General features: G+C 74.2%; 13 protein-coding genes. 9 read left to right on the top strand and 4 right to left on the bottom strand.

All coding sequences use genetic code 11. The annotated features are described in order from the left end of the window. The first annotated feature begins 125 nt into the window (after positions 1-125). The 8 genes from J5X86_RS40720 (at position 126) to cobM (ending at position 10,513) form a co-directional block, all read left to right on the top strand. Complete coding sequence (locus J5X86_RS40720; RefSeq protein WP_208521669.1) at positions 126-1,355, top strand: cytochrome P450; 1,230 nt, start codon at positions 126-128, stop codon at positions 1,353-1,355. Positions 1,356-1,688: 333 nt separating this feature from the next. Then, positions 1,689-3,572 (top strand): methylmalonyl-CoA mutase small subunit, encoded by a 1,884-nt coding sequence (mutA, locus tag J5X86_RS40715; RefSeq protein ID WP_208521668.1) that lies wholly within the window; start codon positions 1,689-1,691, stop codon positions 3,570-3,572. Continuing rightward, complete coding sequence (gene scpA, locus J5X86_RS40710; protein ID WP_078639085.1) at positions 3,572-5,800, top strand: methylmalonyl-CoA mutase; 2,229 nt, start codon at positions 3,572-3,574, stop codon at positions 5,798-5,800. The genes mutA and scpA overlap by 1 nt, the downstream gene beginning before the upstream one ends. Before the next feature lie 3 nt (positions 5,801-5,803). Then, entirely contained in the window at positions 5,804-6,802 is a 999-nt protein-coding gene (gene meaB / locus J5X86_RS40705; protein ID WP_208521667.1) for a methylmalonyl Co-A mutase-associated GTPase MeaB, read from the top strand. Then, positions 6,795-7,538 carry a (2Fe-2S)-binding protein gene (locus J5X86_RS40700; protein WP_208521666.1) on the top strand — a complete coding sequence of 248 codons (744 nt, stop codon included), beginning with the start codon at positions 6,795-6,797 and terminating at the stop codon, positions 7,536-7,538. The genes meaB and J5X86_RS40700 overlap by 8 nt, the downstream gene beginning before the upstream one ends. 52 nt (positions 7,539-7,590) lie before the next feature. Beyond that, entirely contained in the window at positions 7,591-8,400 is an 810-nt protein-coding gene (locus J5X86_RS40695; protein WP_208521665.1) for a DapH/DapD/GlmU-related protein, read from the top strand. 50 nt (positions 8,401-8,450) lie between these two features. Beyond that, positions 8,451-9,746, top strand: a complete 1,296-nt coding sequence (gene cbiE / locus J5X86_RS40690; RefSeq protein WP_374229355.1) for a precorrin-6y C5,15-methyltransferase (decarboxylating) subunit CbiE — start codon at positions 8,451-8,453, stop codon at positions 9,744-9,746. Then, a complete protein-coding gene (gene cobM / locus J5X86_RS40685) occupies positions 9,743-10,513 on the top strand; it encodes a precorrin-4 C(11)-methyltransferase (RefSeq protein ID WP_208521663.1) in 771 nt (256 codons plus the stop codon). The genes cbiE and cobM overlap by 4 nt, the downstream gene beginning before the upstream one ends. Positions 10,514-11,174: 661 nt before the next feature. Here the strand turns inward: cobM and J5X86_RS40680 are convergent. Further along, the gene (locus tag J5X86_RS40680; RefSeq protein WP_208521662.1) at positions 11,175-12,323 is read right to left on the bottom strand and encodes a cobalt-precorrin-5B (C(1))-methyltransferase; all 1,149 of its coding nucleotides are present in this window, start codon (positions 12,321-12,323) and stop codon (positions 11,175-11,177) included. Between the two features lie 53 nt (positions 12,324-12,376). Here J5X86_RS40680 and J5X86_RS40675 point away from each other — a divergent pair, with 53 nt between their 5' ends. Further along, on the top strand, positions 12,377-13,138 hold the full coding sequence (locus J5X86_RS40675; protein ID WP_208521661.1) for a cobalt-precorrin-6A reductase: 762 nt from the start codon (positions 12,377-12,379) through the stop codon (positions 13,136-13,138). A gap of 9 nt (positions 13,139-13,147) precedes the next feature. Here the strand turns inward: J5X86_RS40675 and J5X86_RS40670 are convergent, their stop codons facing one another. The 3 genes from J5X86_RS40670 to J5X86_RS40660 are packed head-to-tail and all read right to left on the bottom strand — an operon-like array spanning position 13,148 to position 16,898. Next, positions 13,148-14,647 carry a precorrin-2 C(20)-methyltransferase gene (locus J5X86_RS40670; RefSeq protein WP_208521660.1) on the bottom strand — a complete coding sequence of 500 codons (1,500 nt, stop codon included), beginning with the start codon at positions 14,645-14,647 and terminating at the stop codon, positions 13,148-13,150. Next, positions 14,644-15,294 carry a precorrin-8X methylmutase gene (locus tag J5X86_RS40665; protein WP_208521659.1) on the bottom strand — a complete coding sequence of 217 codons (651 nt, stop codon included), beginning with the start codon at positions 15,292-15,294 and terminating at the stop codon, positions 14,644-14,646. The genes J5X86_RS40670 and J5X86_RS40665 overlap by 4 nt, the downstream gene beginning before the upstream one ends. Beyond that, on the bottom strand, positions 15,291-16,898 hold the full coding sequence (locus J5X86_RS40660; protein ID WP_208521658.1) for a nitrite reductase: 1,608 nt from the start codon (positions 16,896-16,898) through the stop codon (positions 15,291-15,293). The genes J5X86_RS40665 and J5X86_RS40660 overlap by 4 nt, the downstream gene beginning before the upstream one ends. Positions 16,899-17,025 lie beyond the last annotated feature (127 nt).

Raw genomic sequence — 17,025 nt, 5'->3', positions numbered from 1 at the left:
GGGGGGATTCAGCCCCGGCGCCGCCTCCCGGCCACCACCACGCGCACCTGTGCGCATCGCCCGGACGGGCGGAAACGCCCCACCCGTTCAGGCCCGGAGGACGCCACCGCCTAGAGTCGGGATCCATGCAGAACACCGCGCACGCCGCCGGAACGGACGGCCCGGAGCTCGTTGACACCGCCCCGATGATCGAGGACCTCTACCCGGCCCTGGCCACGCTCCGCGAGGCGGGCCCGGTCCATCGGATCGCCGGCACCGACGGACGACCCGCCTGGCTGGTGACCCGTTACGAGGATGTGCGGCGGCTGCTCGCCGATCCGCGTCTGGCCCTGGACAAGCGCCACGCCGCCCCGGGTAACTACAGCGGCTTCTCCCTGCCGCCCGCCCTCGACGCCAATCTGCTCAACATGGACCCGCCGGACCACACCCGGGTGCGCCGGCTGGTGGTCAAGGCGTTCACCCCCGGCCGTGTGGAGCGGATGCGCGAACCGGTCCGGCGGATCGCCGACGAGCTGCTCGACGCCATCGAGTCCGAGGGCCGCGCGGACCTGCTGGCCGCCTACGCCGGACAGCTGCCCATCATCGTCATCTGCGATCTGCTCGGCGTCCCGCAGCGCGACCAGCGCGACTTCCGGGCCTGGAGCGACGCCCTGATCACCCCCGATCCGGCGCGGCCGCGGGCGGCGAAGGAAGCGGTCGGCAGCATGCTCCGCTTCTACACCGGGCTGATCGAGAAGAAGCGCGCGGAGCCCGGGGACGATCTGCTCTCGGATCTGATCCGGGTCCGCGACGACGAGCCCGGGGACGGCGACGGCAGGCTCACCGAGGACGAACTGACCTCGCTCGCCTTCCTCATCTTCCTCGCGGGCTACGAGAACACCGTCCACCTCATCGCCAACTCGGTGCTCACCCTGCTCGACCACCCCACGGTCCTCCAGGAGCTGCGCGCGGATCCGGGCGGTCTCGCGGCCGCCTTCGACGAACTGGCGCGGTACGAGGGCCCGGCGTCCCTGGGGATCCGCCGCTTCCCGCTCGAGGAGATCGAGATCGGCGGTGTGACCATCCCCGCCGGGGAGACCGTGCTGCTCTCGCTGGCCTCGGCACACCGCGACCCGGCCCAGTTCAAGGATCCGGACGACTTCAATCCACATCTTGGCCGGTCCGGTCACCTTGCGCTCGGCCATGGCATCCACTACTGCCTCGGCGCGCCCCTGGCCCGGATGGAGATGGAAATCGCTCTGGCCGCGCTGGTTCGGCGTTTTCCGGGGCTGCGGCTGGACGTCCCGAGGGAGGAGCTCCGATGGCGGCCGTCGATCCGCGCGCGTGGCCTGATCTCGCTGCCCGTCGCATGGTGAAACGGGGAAGCGAACACGCTTTTGATGCATAACCCCCCGCCGATGCGGTAAAAAGGTCTTCGAGCCCGCCCGGTGTGCATCCCCCGTCGCACCGGGCGGGCCTCTGTGTGTCCGCAGCGGTCTCATGTCCAAGCAGCCGGTCTGTATCCGGGGCCGTCGTCGACCATGGGCGCCCGTTCCGCACCCCGCGCCGGGCCCATACGCCTCACCCACCCCGGCCGTGGGCGGTCGCCACTACTGAAATCCCTAGAGCTCACCCCTGAGATCACTAGAGAGTAAGCTCACAGGCTTAACCACTGCTTCGGCTTTAGCGGACCCCATTAGCCTCCTCCTATGACGGTCCTGCCCGACGGGCTTCCCCTAGCCGACGATTTCCCTGAAGTGACGCGAGACCAATGGCGCCACCTCGTCGAAGGCGTGCTGCGCAAAACCGGCACATCGGACGCCGTGGGCGCCGAGGCCGAAGAGGCCCTCGCTACCGCGCTCGAGGACGGCATCACCGTCCACCCCCTCTACACCGCCGAAGACGCGCCCCAGGACGCCGGATTCCCCGGCTTCGCGCCCTTCGTGCGCGGCGGCCGGGCCGAGGGCTCCGCCGTATCCGGCTGGGACGTACGCCAGCGCCACGCCCACCCCGATCCGGCGCGCACCAACCAGGCGATCCTCGCCGACCTGGAGAACGGCGCCGGCTCGGTCTGGCTCGCGGCCGGCGCGGCCGGGGTGCCCGTGGACGGGCTGCCCGAGGCCCTCAAGGGGGTCTACCTCGACCTCGCCCCCGTCGCCCTCGACGCGGGCGCCGACTTCGAGGACGCCGCCCGCGCCCTGCTGCGGCTCTACGCCGGCCGCGAGGTGCCGCCGGGCGCCGCGCTCGGCAACCTCGGCGCGGACCCGCTGGGGCTCGCGGCCCGTACCGGACGCGACGACGGCCTGGCCGGGCAGCTGGCCGCCGCGGCCGACCTCGCGGGGATCTGCCACCGCGACCACCCCGGGGTGATGGCCTTCGCCGTGGACGCCCTGCCGTACCACGAGGCGGGCGCCGGGGCGGCCCAGGAGCTCGGCTGCTCCCTCGCCGCCGCGGTGGCGTATCTGCGCACCCTCACCGAGGCCGGTCTGAGCGTCGAAGCCGCCTGCGCCCAGCTTGAGTTCCGCTACGCGGCCACCGCCGACCAGTTCCTCACCATCGCCAAGCTCCGGGCCGCCCGCCGCCTGTGGGCGCGTGTGGCGCAGGCGTGCGGCGCGCCCTCTCAGGCGCGCGCCCAGCGTCAGCACGCGGTGACCTCCCCGGTGATGATGACCCGGCGCGACCCCTGGGTGAACATGCTGCGCACCACCGTCGCCACCCTCGCGGCGGGCGTCGGCGGCGCGGACGCGGTCACCGTGCTGCCCTTCGACAGCGCGATCGGCCTCCCCGACGACTTCGCCCGCCGGATCGCCCGCAACACCTCCACGATCCTGCTGGAGGAGTCGCAGCTGGCCCGGGTGATCGACCCGGCCGGCGGCTCCTGGTACGTCGAGAAGCTCACCGACGACGTCGCCCGCGCCGCCTGGGCCTGGTTCCAGGAGATCGAGCGCGCCGGGGGGATGGCCGCGGCCCTCGCCTCCGGGCTGGTCCGCGACCGGCTCGCCGAAACCTGGGCGCGCCGCGGCCGCGACCTCGCCCGCCGCAAGGAGCCGATCACCGGCGTCAGCGAGTTCCCGAACCTCGCCGAGCGGCCCGTCGAGCGCGAGCCCGTCCCGGAGCCGCCCAGCGGCGGACTGCCGAGGGTGCGCCGCGACGAGGCGTACGAGGCGCTGCGCACCCGCGCCGACGCCCAGCTGGCGGCCGAGGGCAGCCGACCCAGGATCTTCCTGGCCGCGCTGGGCCCCGCCGCCGCGCACACCGCCCGCGCCTCCTTCGCCGCCAACCTCTTCCAGGCGGGCGGGATCGAGGCGGTCCACGAACCCGCCACGGTGACCGCGGAGACGGTCGCCGAGGCGTTCGCCGCCAGTGGCGCCCGCGTGGCCTGCCTGTGCTCCAGCGACAAGCTGTACGCGCAGGAGGCGGCGGCCGTGGCCGAGCGGCTCAAGACGGCCGGGGCGACCCGGGTCTACCTGGCCGGACGGCCGGGCGCACAACAGGATGAGTACGAACGGGCCGGAGTGGACGGATACGTCTTCGCGGGCTGCGACGCGGTCGAGGTACTCTCCTCGGCTCTGAACACCATGGGGGTGGCGTGATGGCCGGCGCTCCGGTGGAGCCGGGGAAGATCCCGGACTTCTCGGCGGTCGATCTGGACGGACCGGCCGAAGGCCCGGTGCCCAGCTCCGGCGACTGGGCCGCCGCGCTGCAGAACAGCGTGGGCAAGGGCGTGGAGGACCTGGTGTGGGACACCCCCGAGGGCATCGGGGTCAAACCGCTCTACACCGCCGAGGACCTCCAGGGCGTCGACTTCCTGGGCACCTACCCCGGCGCCGCGCCCTATCTGCGCGGCCCGTACCCGACGATGTACGTCAACCAGCCCTGGACCATCCGGCAGTACGCGGGCTTCTCCACCGCCGAGGAGTCCAACGCCTTCTACCGCCGCAACCTCGCGGCCGGCCAGAAGGGCCTGTCGGTCGCCTTCGACCTGCCCACCCACCGGGGCTACGACAGCGACCATCCCCGGGTCACCGGTGACGTCGGCATGGCGGGCGTGGCCATCGACTCCATCTACGACATGCGGCAGCTCTTCGACGGCATCCCGCTGGACCGGATGAGCGTGTCGATGACGATGAACGGCGCGGTGCTGCCCGTGCTCGCGCTCTACATCGTGGCCGCCGAGGAACAGGGCGTACCGCCCGAGAAGCTGGCCGGGACCATTCAGAACGACATCCTCAAGGAGTTCATGGTCCGCAACACCTACATCTATCCGCCGCAGCCGTCGATGCGGATCATCTCCGACATCTTCTCCTTCACCTCGCAGCGGATGCCGCGCTACAACTCCATCTCCATCTCCGGCTACCACATCCAGGAGGCCGGAGCCACGGCCGATCTGGAGCTGGCGTACACCCTGGCCGACGGTGTGGAGTATCTGCGGGCCGGCCGGGACGCCGGGATGGACGTGGACGCCTTCGCGCCCCGGCTGTCGTTCTTCTGGGCGATCGGCATGAACTTCTTCATGGAGGTCGCCAAGCTGCGGGCGGCGCGGCTGCTGTGGGCCAAGCTGGTCAAGCAGTTCGACCCGAAGAACCCCAAGTCGCTGTCGCTGCGCACCCATTCGCAGACCTCCGGCTGGTCGCTGACCGCCCAGGACGTCTACAACAATGTGGCGCGCACCTGTGTGGAGGCCATGGCCGCCACCCAGGGCCACACCCAGTCGCTGCACACCAACGCGCTGGACGAGGCGCTCGCGCTGCCCACCGACTTCTCCGCCCGGATCGCCCGCAACACCCAGATCCTGCTGCAGCAGGAGTCGGGCACCACCCGGGTCATCGACCCGTGGGGCGGCAGCGCGTACGTCGAGAAGCTGACGTACGACCTGGCGCGGCGGGCCTGGCAGCACATCGAGGAGGTCGAGGCGGCCGGCGGCATGGCCAAGGCCATCGACGCGGGCATCCCCAAGCTGCGTGTCGAGGAGGCCGCCGCCCGCACCCAGGCGCGGATCGACTCCGGCCGCCAGCCGGTGATCGGCGTCAACAAGTACCGCATCGACAGCGATGAGCAGCTCGAGGTCCTCAAGGTCGACAACTCGGCGGTGCGCACCCAGCAGATCGAGAAGCTGCGGCGGCTGCGCGCCGAGCGTGACGAGGCCGTCTGCCAGGACGCGCTGCGCGCCCTGACCGCCGCGGCCCGGTCCGGTCCGGGCGCGGGTCTGGAGGGCAATCTGCTGGCGCTCGCCGTGGACGCCGCCCGCGCCATGGCGACCGTCGGCGAGATCTCCGACGCGCTCGAGGCGGTCTATGGGCGCCACTCGGGGCAGATCCGTACGATCTCCGGTGTGTACCGAGAAGAGGCCGGAGCATCCTCCGGCGTGAGCCGCACCCGCGCGCTGGTGGAGAAGTTCGAGAGCGCCGAGGGCCGCCGCCCCCGCATCCTGGTCGCCAAGATGGGCCAGGACGGTCATGACCGCGGCCAGAAGGTGATCGCCACCGCCTTCGCCGACCTGGGCTTCGACGTCGACGTCGGCCCGCTGTTCCAGACCCCGGAGGAGGTCGCGCGGCAGGCGGTGGAGGCCGATGTGCACATCGTCGGCGTGTCGTCGCTCGCGGCCGGCCACCTCACGCTGGTGCCCGCGCTGCGCGAGCAACTGGCCGAGGCGGGGCGCGAGGACATCACCATCGTGGTCGGCGGGGTCATCCCGCCGCACGACGTCCAGACCCTGCACGACGCCGGCGCCGCCGCCGTCTTCCTGCCGGGCACGGTCATCCCGGACGCCGCCCATGACCTGGTGCGGAAGCTGGCCGCCGACCTCGGCCACGAGCTGTAGTCCATGCCACGGACGATCGACATCGAGGAGTACGCCAAGGGCGTGCTCGACGGCCATCGCGCGTATATCGCCCGTGCGATCACGCTCGTCGAGTCCACCCGGCCCGACCACCACGACCTCGCCCAGCGGCTGCTGGTCGAGCTGCTGCCGCACACCGGCGGGGCGCGGCGGATCGGCATCAGCGGGGTGCCCGGGGTGGGCAAGTCCACCTTCATCGACGCCCTGGGCACCATGCTCACCGGGGCCGGCCACAAGGTCGCGGTGCTCGCCGTCGACCCTTCGTCGACCCGCACCGGCGGCTCCATCCTGGGTGACAAGACCCGGATGGAGCGGCTGGCGGTCGACCCCGACGCCTTCGTACGGCCCTCGCCCAGCGCCGGGACGCTGGGCGGGGTCGCCCGCGCCACCCGCGAGTCCATGGTCGTCATGGAGGCCGCGGGCTATGACGTGGTGCTGGTGGAGACCGTGGGCGTGGGCCAGTCCGAGACCGCGGTGGCCAATATGGTCGACTCCTTCCTGCTGCTCTCCCTGGCCCGCACCGGCGATCAGTTGCAGGGCATCAAGAAGGGTGTCCTGGAGCTGGCCGACGTGGTCACCATCAACAAGGCCGACGGCCCCCACGCGCGGGACGCCAAGTCGGCGGCCCGTGAGCTGGCGGGCGCGCTGAGGCTGCTGCAGCCCGCGGACGCGCCCTGGAACCCGCCGGTGCTCACCTGCAGCGCCCGCGAGTCCACCGGGCTCGACGTGGTGTGGGAGCGCCTGGAGCAGCACCGCCGGGTGCTGGAGGCCACGGGCGCGCTGGATGCCAAGCGGCGCGACCAGCAGGTCGACTGGACCTGGTCGATGGTGCGCGACCAACTGCTCGCACGGCTGCACGCCCACCCCGAGGTGCGGCGGCTCGGGCCCGAGCTGGAGCAGCGGGTCCGCGAGGGCACCCTGACGGCCACGCTGGCGGCGGACCGGCTGCTGGAGGCGTTCCGGGCCCCGGCCGACGGTGGATGAGGCGCCGCTGCCGGAAGCGGCGCGGGTCGGGCCGTTCTTCGCCCTGCGCACCGGCATCGGCGAGCCACGCGAGGAGGGGTACGTACGGATCGGTGAGGCGTACCGGCTGACCGGCGAGGGCGCCGCCGGGCCGGTGCTGAGCGCCCGGGTCGAGGCGGTCGCCGCGAGCCTGCGCACCGATGAGCCGAGGGTCGCGGCCTCCCTCGCCTTCCAGGGCCTCGCCGCCCGGGTGTGGTCGCTCGCGCTCGGCCCGGCTGCCCTCTCCGACCAGGTGCCCCACCTCCGGCCCGACCGGCTGTGGTGGAACCCCGGGCGGGTCGCCCCCGACGACCTGTGGTGGCCCGGCGTGCCGCCGGTGATGGGCGAACCGGGAGGACTCGCCGGTCAGGTGGGCACCGCGGCGTTCGTCCATCTGATGCCGCTGCACCACGCCATCGGACGGGCCTACCGGGTCTCGGGGCGGCTGCTGTGGGGCAACGCCGCCTCGGCACTGGCCGGTTCGCTGCGCGTGCTGCACGACTGGTGCCGGGCACACGGCCGCGCCGAGGCGGCGGACCGGGCCACCGAGCTGGCGCGCGCCCAGCTCGTCCACCCGCCGCTGCGCGAGGCCGGCACCCTGAGCACCGCGCCGCTCGGCTACCGGCGCCACACCTGCTGTCTCTACTACCGCGTGCCCGGCGGCGGGTTGTGCGGCGACTGCGTACTGCGCGAGGCGCCGGGACGCGGGAGCGCGTAGGGGACGCCGGGGTGACGCGGACGGCCTCCCGATGGGCCGATACGGTGGGCGAATGCCGAAGAACGAGAACCTGTTCTCATCCTGGCGGGGCTGGTGCGGACGCGTCACCTCCCGTCTGGTCCACCGCGGATGGCGCGCCGTACAGCGGGCCGGCGCGGTGACGGCCGAGCGCCCCGGCCCGTACCGGTTCGGCCGCATCGGCGTCGGCACCCGGCTGGCGTTCCCCCAGGGCACCCTCTTCGGCGAACCGTGGATCGAGCTCGGTGAGCACTGCGTCATCGGCGAGCAGGTGACCCTCACCGCCGGCATGATGCCCGGTGTGGACCTCGGCCCCGATCCGGTTCTGCGCATCGGCAACGGCGTGGTGCTGGGCCGGGGCAGCCATGTGATCGCGTCGGTGCCCGTGGAGTTCGGTGACGATGTCTTCTGCGGCCCATACGTCTATGTGACCAGCGACAACCACTCCTACGACGATCCGGAGCAGCCCATCGGCCGCCAGTGGCCGCGCTCCGCGCCCGTCCACATCGGCCCCGGCAGCTGGCTGGGCGCGGGCGCGGTGATCCTGCCGGGGGCGCGGCTGGGCCGCAATGTGGTGGTCGCGGCGGGCGCGGTCGTACGGGGCGAGGTGCCCGACCACGCCGTGGTGGCCGGGGCGCCGGCCCGGATCATACGGCGGTGGGCCCCGGAGGAGGGCTGGCAGCCGCCGCTGCGCACCCCGGCGCCGGTGCCGATCCCCGAGGACATGACCGTCGAGCAACTGCTGGCGCTGGCGGAGCTGGAGCGCGAGCAGGAGCAGGCGGGGCAGCGGGAGCAGCCGGGGGAGCGGGGCCTGGAGCGGGAGCCGGGGGCCGGGGCGTCGTAGCAGGTCAGTAGAGTTTCGTGGACCGTTCCCCGACCCGCGAGGTGACCATCGTGAGCCCGCCGCCTCCCCCCGTGACCGTCATCGGCATCGGCGCCGACGGCTGGGACGGGCTCGGTTCCACGGCCCGCGAGGCGTTGCGCACGGCCGAGGTGCTCATCGGCGGACATCGCCATCTGGGCCTGCTGCCGCCGGAGTGCCACGGTGAGCGGGTGCCCTGGCCGTCCCCGCTGCGCCCCGCCGTCCCCGGGCTGTTCGCCGCGCACACCGGGCGGCGGGTCTGTGTACTGGCCAGCGGCGACCCCATGTTCTTCGGCATCGGCCGCACCCTGGCCGAGCTGCTGGGCGCCGAGCGGCTGCGGGTGCTGCCCCATCCGTCGTCCGTCTCCCTGGCCTGTGCGCGGCTCGGCTGGGCGCTGGAGGCGACCGAGGTGATCAGCCTCGTCGGCCGTCCCCTGGCCACGCTGAACCGTGAGCTGTACGCCGGACGGCGGCTGCTCGTGCTCAGTGCGGGCGCCGAAACCCCCGCCGAGGTGGCCGGGTTGCTCGGGGACCGCGGTTTCGGACCGAGCCGGATGCGGGTGCTGGAGCAGTTGGGGAGCGCGCGGGAGCGCTGTGTGGAGGGCACGGCCGAAGAATGGCCCCATCCGCCCGGCGACCCCCTCAACGTCATCGCCATCGACTGCGCCCCGGCGGACGGCGCCCGGCCGCTGTCGCTCGCGCCGGGGCTGCCCGACACGGCGTACGACCACGACGGACAGCTCACCAAGCGCCATGTGCGGGCCGCCACCCTCGCCGCGCTCGCCCCCGCCCCCGGGGAGCTGCTGTGGGACGTGGGCGGTGGCTCGGGCTCCATCGCCGTGGAGTGGATGCGCGCCCACCGCACCTGCCGGGCGGTCTCGGTCGAACGCGACCCGGTGCGCGCCGAGCGCATCGACCGCAACGCCGACGCGCTCGGTGTGCCCGGGCTGACCGTCGTCACCGGCGCCGCCCCGGACGCCCTGGCCGCACTGCCCATCCCCGACGCGGTGTTCATCGGCGGCGGCCTGACCGCCCCCGGAGTGCTGGAGGCGTGCTGGGCGGCCCTGCCGCCGGGTGGCCGGATCGTCGCCAACACCGTGACCCTGGAGTCCGAGGCGCTGCTCGCCGACCGGTACCGCCGCCACGGCGGCGACCTCGTCCGCCTCGCCGTCTCCCACGCCACCCCGGTCGGCGCCTTCACCGGCTGGCGGCAGGCGATGCCGGTCACCCAGTGGTCCGCCACCAAACCGCTCGACTCCCGGGGCCCTGGCGGGTATGCCGCCGATCCCGCGGGATCCGCCGAAGCCGCTCAAGGAGAGACACGATGACGGTGTACTTCATCGGCGCGGGCCCCGGTGCCGCCGATCTGATCACGGTGCGCGGCGCCCGGACCCTGGCCCGCTGCCAGGTGTGTCTGTACGCGGGCAGCCTGGTGCCGCGTGAACTGCTCGCCGAATGCCCGCCGGACGCCCGCCTCGTCGACACCGCCCGGCTCGACCTCGACCAGATCACCGCCGAGTTCGTCGCCGCCCACGAGGCGGGCCATGACGTGGCCCGCCTCCACTCCGGCGATCCGTCGGTCTTCAGCGCCGTCGCCGAGCAGATGCGCCGCCTCGACGCCGTCGGCATTCCGTACGACGTCGTCCCGGGCGTTCCCGCCTTCGCCGCCGCGGCGGCCGCGCTGAAGCGCGAGCTGACGGTCCCGACCGTCGGCCAGACCGTCATCCTCACCCGCATCGCCCAGCAGGCCACCCCCATGCCGGAAGGCGAGGACCTCGCCACCCTCGGCCGCAGCGGCGCCCTGCTCGTACTGCATCTCGCCGCCCGCTACGTGGACCGCGTCGTCGGCGAACTCCTCCCGCACTACGGCGCCGACTGCCCGGCGGCCGTGGTCGCCATGGCCAGCCGCCCCGACGAACTGGTGCTGCGCGGCACGCTGGACGACATCGCGGCCCAGGTGAAGGCGGCGGGCGTGGTACGGACGGCGGTCATCATCGTGGGCCGCACCCTGGGCGCCGAACAGTTCCGCGACAGCCACCTCTACTCCTCGGACCGCGAACGCCCCCACGAGTCCTGCCACCCGCACGGCACCTGATCCCGGCCCGGCCGGGACCGCTACCGCCTGCCGCGTGACGGCGCCCGGGGGATCGGCCGTGGTGGTGTGGTCTCGATGGGGTCGGGGAGGCTGTGCCCCGGCAGCGTGCGACGCGCGCCCGTGCGGTGCCCTGTGCGGGGGGTCGTACGGTCCGTGCGGGGCACGGGGCGAGGGGTCCGAGGCCGCGAGGGGCGGCGGCGTGTCGAGGATGCCGGCGCCGGGCCACCGCGACCGCGCCGAGCGGGGCGGCGGCGGGTCGGTCCCGGCTGCGGCGGCAGCGGGTCCGCGCGACGGGCGCGGTGAAGGCCCGCACCCCGTCCGGTTCGCCGCGTCGCGCGGGTGGACGGCGGCCGTACCGCGCCGTGCCGGTGTGTCGTCGCGTCGGCCGAAGGCGGCGGCACCGGCGCGCGTGGCCTGCGAGGCGAGGTGTCCGCGGCGTGTCGGGGGTGCTGACTCAGTGCGTGGCGGGTCCGTGCGGCGGGCGCGGTGACGATCCGTGCGCCGTCCCGTGTGCCGCGCCCCGCGGGTGGCCGTATCCCACGGGCCGGTGTGTCGCCTCGCCGACGTGTCGGCCCGGAGGGGGCGGCACGGGTGCGGGTGCCGCCGCGCGCCCTGCCGGGTGCCGTGCCGTGACGCGGGGGTGCGGCGATCGCGCCGGGGGTCAGCGCTCTCGGGGGCCGCGTGGCTCGGCGCGGCCCACGATCGTGCCTGCGCGGTCGATGCAGATCACGTCCACCGCCACCGGCGCCCCGCGCAGCACACCGAGCGCCGTGTCGCGGGCCGCCGCGGCGACCAGGTCGCCGAGTGGTACGCCGCGGGCGGAGCACAACTGCACCGTCTCCAGGCCGGTGTTGGCCGTGGCAACCGCCTCCGCCAGCTTGTCGTCCGCCCCGCCCCGGCGGGCCAGGTCCGCGAGGAACCCCTTGTCCACCTGGGAGCGTGAGGAGTGCAGATCCAGATGCCCGGCGGCCAGCTTGGAGAGCTTGGCGAAGCCTCCGGCGACCGTCAGCCGGTCCACCGGGTGGCGGCGCAGATACTTCAGCACCGCCCCCGCGAAGTCGCCCATGTCCAGCAGCGCGTCCTGTGGCAGCCCGTGCACGGCCACCGCCACCTTCTCGGACGTCGAGCCCGTACAGCCCGCCACGTGGCGCCGCCCCGCCGCGCGTGCGACATCCACCCCGCGCCGGATGCTGTCGATCCACGCCGAGCAGGAGTAGGGCACCACGATGCCCGTCGTGCCGAGGATGGACAGCCCGCCGAGGATGCCCAGCCGCGGATTCCAGGTGGAGCGGGCGATCTCCGCGCCGTGGTCCACCGAGATCTCGATCTCGACGTCACCGGTTCCGCCGTGCCGTGCCGCGACCGCGGCGATGTGGTCGCGCATCATCTGGCGCGGCACGGGGTTGATGGCCGGTTCGCCCACCGGGAGCGGCAGCCCGGGCCGGGTCACCGTGCCGACGCCCGGACCGGCCCGGAAGACCACTCCGCCGCCGGGCGGCAGGGCCCGTACCGTGGCCCTGACCAGCGCGCCGTGGGTCACATCCGGGTCGTCGCCCGCGTCCTTGACGACCGCGGCCATGGCCCGGTCCGCCGTCAGCTCCTCGGCCGCGAGCGCGAACGCGGGCCGCTGCCCCTTGGGCAGTTCGATGGTCACCGGGTCGGGGAACTCCCCGTTCAGCAGCGCGGTGTACGCGGCCGTCGTCGCGGCGGTCGCACACGCCCCGGTGGTCCAGCCGTGCCGCAGCCCCGTCCGCTCCAGCTGCGCGCTCCGTCCTCCGGTCGCCTTGGCCTCCGTCTCCGCCTCAGCCATGGGCCGGCCGCCGCGCATACGATGACGGGCGCACGGACGACGAAAGGCACCCGATGAACAGCGCACCGGCGCAGCGCCATGTGCTCATCCTCGGCGGCACCACCGAGGCGCGCCGCCTCGCCGGGGAACTCGCCGACGATCCCGCCCTGCGCGTCACCAGCTCCCTCGCGGGCCGGGTCGCCGCGCCGCGGCTGCCGGTGGGGCAGGTGCGGATCGGCGGGTTCGGGGGCGCCGAGGGCATGGCCCGCTGGCTCCGCGAGCACCAGGTGGACGCGCTCATCGACGCCACCCATCCTTTCGCCGACACGATCAGTTCCCACGCGGCCCGGGCGGCCGCCGACGTCCATGTTCCCCTGCTCGCCCTGCGCCGCCCCGGCTGGGTACCCGGCCCGGGCGACCGCTGGCATTCGGCCGGCTCACTGGCCGACGCGGCGCGGCTGGCCCCGGCCCTGGGGGAGCGGATCTTCCTCACCACGGGACGGATGGGCCTGGCCGCCTTCGCCCACCTCACCGAGCCATGGTTCCTGGTCCGCTCGGTCGACGCCCCCGAGCCGCCGGTCCCGCCCCGGATGGAGGTGATCCTCGACCGCGGCCCGTTCACCCTCGACGGCGAGGCGGAGCTGCTGCGCCGCCACCGCGTCGAGGTGCTGGTCACCAAGGACAGCGGCGCCCACGCCACCGCCCCCAAACTCGCCGCGGCCCGCGCCGCCGGCATCCCGGTCGTCGTCATCCAACGCCCACCCGCCCCCCAGGGCGTTCCGGTGGCCGAGACCCCCGCCGAAGCCGCCGCCTGGCTCCGTACGACCCTGGCCTGAGCCCGGAGGCTAGCTTTCCGGGTACCGGCGTGGCGTCCAGACGACGTCGGTGCCGTCGCCTCGGCGGACCGTGCGGGTCTGGGAGGAGCCCACCAGGAGGATCGTGCGCATGTCGACATCGGCCGGGTCGAGGTCGGCCAGGCGGACGATCCGCACCCGTTCACCGGGGCCGCCGATGTCGCGGCCCAGCACCACGGGCGTGTCGGGGGCGCGGTGCTCCAGCAGGAGTTCGCGGGCCTTGCCCACCTGCCAGACGCGGCTGCGGGAGCCGGGGTTGTAGAGGGCGAGCACCAGGTCGGCCGCGGCGGCGGCGCGCAGCCGCTCGGCGATGACCTCCCAGGGCTTGAGCCGGTCGGAGAGGGAGATCACCGCGTAGTCGTGGCCGAGCGGGGCACCGGCCCGGGCGGCGGCGGCGTGGGCTGCCGTCATACCGGGGACGATCCGCACCGGGACCTCGCGGTAGGGGTCCTCGGAGGCGGCCTCCAGGACGGCGGTGGCCATGGCGAACACGCCGGGGTCGCCGGAGGAGACCACGGCGACACGCCGGCCCCGCCGGGCGAGGTCGAGGGCGAATTCGGCGCGTACGGACTCGACCTTGTTGTCGGAGGCGTGGCGCCGCTGGCCCGGCCGTACGGGCACCCGGTCCAGATAGGTGCTGTAGCCGACGAGGTCATCGACGGCGGCCAGTTCGCCGCGCGCCTCGGGGGTGAGCCACAGCGGACCGGCCGGACCCAGGCCGACGACCACGACCTCGCCCGCGCCGGACTCATCGCGCGGCGCGTCCACGCGGCTGGGCAGCACCGCCATCGAGAAGTACGGCACCGACTCCGGGTCGACCTCGGCCAGCGGGGCGGTCCGCTCCGCGTCCATCGTGGCGCGCTCCACATAGCGCGCGTCCGCGAGCCGCCCCGACCGCTCCAGCGCGCGCCGCACCGTCGGGAACGTCCGGCCGAGCTTCATCACGGCCGCCGCGTCCGTCGTCGCCAGCCGGGCCGTCAACTCCTCCTCCGGCAGGGTGCCGGGGAGGACCGTCAGCACCTCCTCGCCCTCCACCAGCGGCGCGCCGAGCCGGGCGGCCGCGGCGCTGACCGAGGTGACACCGGGGATGACCTCGGTGGGATAGCGGTCGGCGAGCCGCTTGTGCATGTGCATGTACGAGCCGTAGAAGAGCGGATCGCCCTCCGCGAGCACCGCGACCGTGCGCCCCGCGTCCAGATGCGCGGCGAGCCTGGCGGCGGCGTCCGCGTAGAACTCGTCCATCGCGCCGCGATAGCCGCCCGGATGGTCGGTGGTCTCCGTGGTGACCGGGTAGACCAGCCGCTCCTCGATGTGGTCGGGCCGCAGATGCCGCTCGGCTATGGAGCGGGCGATGCTGCGCCCGTGCCGGGCGCTGTGGTACGCGATGACATCGGCCTCGGCGATGACCTCCACGGCGCGTACGGTCATCAGGGAGGGGTCGCCGGGGCCGAGTCCCACACCGTAGAGCCGGCCCGTCTGCTGCTCGCTCACTCTTCCTCGCTCGCTATCGCGTTGATCGCGGCCGCGGCGATGGCGCTGCCGCCCCGCCGGCCGTGCACCACCAGGTGGTCGAGCGCCGCCGGATGCCCGGCCAGCGCCTCCTTGGACTCGGCGGCGCCGATGAAGCCCACCGGCACACCGATCACGGCGGCCGGGCGCGGCGCGCCCGCCCCGCCTTCTTCGATCATCTCCAGCAGCCGGAACAGCGCCGTGGGGGCGTTGCCGACCGCCACCACCGCCCCGTCGAGCCGGTCCCGCCACAGCTCCAGTGCGGCGGCGCTGCGAGTGGTGCCCATGCGCCGCGCCAACTCCGGTACGGCGGGGTCCGCGAGGGTGCAGATGACCTCGTTGTCGGCGGGCAGCCGCTTGCGGGTGACCCCGCTGGCGACCATGCGCGCGTCACAGAGCACCGGCGCGCCGGACCGCAGCGCGGCGCGGGCGCGGGAGACCACCTCGGGGGTGTACGCGAGGTCCTTGACCAGGTCGACCATGCCGCAGGCGTGGATCATCCGCACCGCCACCTGGCTGACGTCGGCGGGGAGCCCGCCGAGGTCGGCCTCGGCGCGGATGGTGGCAAAGGACGCGCGGTAGATGGCCGCCCCATCCTTCTCGTAGTCGAACACGGTGTCCTCGATCATGTCGTTCCACGGGCCGCCGCCACGGCGCCGGCCAACTGCTCTGCTGTCACATCCACGCTGTCCGTGCTGTCCGCCTCCGGCGTGTCTCCCCTCGCGCCCCGTACGGTGACGCGGTAGTCCGTGTCGCCGGTCGCCACCGCGTCCACCCAGCGGCCCCCGGGGTGACCGCAGCGCCGTTCACAGCCGGAGACATACACCGGCAGCGGATCGGGTCCGGCCGGGCCGCCGCCGTACGCCGTGCCGCTCACAGGCCACGGCACCGAACCGCCCGCGACCACACCTGCCGGGTCCGCGGCCACACCCGCCGGGTCCGCGGCCACCCGCGCCGTGCCCGAGGGCCGTAGCGCCGGGTCCGCAGCCCCCCGCGCCGGGTCCGCGACCATGCGTGCCGTGTCGGCCCGCACATCCGCCAGGGACTTGGCACAGCCCGGCCGTCCCGTGCACGCGCCGACCCCGAGCCACGCTGAATCCGGCGTGGTCACCAGTCCCGCGTCGGACAGTTCGGCCAAGGCACCGCGCGTGTCGTCCGGGGCGAACCCGGGGAGCACCACGCCGCGCCAGGGTGTCATACGCAGCTCATCGGCCCCGCTCCGGGAGGCGAGCCCGGCGAGCAGCCGCCACTGCGCGGCGCTCACCCTGCCCAGGGGGAGGACGACGGACAGCGCGTGACGCCCGTTCGGGCCGGGGACCGGTCCGGGGGCGGGTGGTGTGGCGCGGGCGCGGGGCGCTGGTTCACGCTCCACGGGTACGGCCTCGACGCCCGCGTCGGCGAGTCGCGCGACCAATCCCTCGGTCGTCATGGCGTGTCGCGCCGGGAGTTCGTGTACCCGCCACGCCCGGGTGCCGCTCTCACGGGCCTTGGCCAGGAACTCCCCGGCGGCCAGCGCCGCCGCTCGCGGCGCGTCCTCGCTCCGCACCCGGAGGCCGCTCCCCGCCGCCGACCCGGCCGTACGAGACCCCCGCCGCGCTGCCTCGTCCGGGTGTGTCCCCGCCGTCGACGGCGGGGACACACCCGGACGAGGCAGCGGACCGCCGACCCGGAGTACCGCTCCACCGTCCGGCGTTGCGATCAATGTCACATCCGCGCCCAAGGTGGCCACATCGCCACGCCCATCGTCCAGCGCGAACAGGAACCTGCCCGACAAGCCCGACAATTCTCCGCCCCCCGCCGGTGTGCCGTCGCACAGCGCGGCGTCCAGCTCCCGCACCCACGCCACCACATCCGCGTGCCCCCCGCCGTCCAGGCCGGACAGCGGCGACGCCACGATGTTGCGCACCCGGTCATGGCGGTCCGAGGGCAGCAGTCCGGCCGCCCGCAGCCGGGCCGCCAGTTCCGCGCCGCACCCCGCATTCAGGCCGCGCACCTGCAGATTGCCCCGTGAGGTGATGTCCAGCCGCCCGTCGCCCAGCTCCTCCGCCACTCGCCCCAGAGCCAGTGCCTGACGGGCCGTCAGTAGCCCGCCCGGCACCCGGATCCGGGCGAGTGAACCGTCGTCCGCCGGGTGCAGCCGCAGCGCGCCCGGACAGGCGTCATCGCGCCCGCGCACGGGGCTTTCATCCCCGGATGGGGTGGTTGTCGGGGGGAGGGACATGGCGGCGAGCATACCGACGATCCGGTCCGGCCCACCGCCCCGGCCAGGCCGGAACTCACCGTCCCGTGGCAGGTCAGCAACGCTTACTATGCTCAGCGGCGGGTCGGTCCCGGCCCGCCGAACGCACAAGACGGCACTC

Origin of the sequence: Streptomyces sp. NEAU-YJ-81, from assembly GCF_017592595.1 — a bacterium.
Classification (GTDB): domain Bacteria; phylum Actinomycetota; class Actinomycetes; order Streptomycetales; family Streptomycetaceae; genus Streptomyces; species Streptomyces hygroscopicus_B.
Note: the sequence above shows the minus strand (reverse complement) of the source record. Positions and strands in the feature narration are given on the sequence as shown.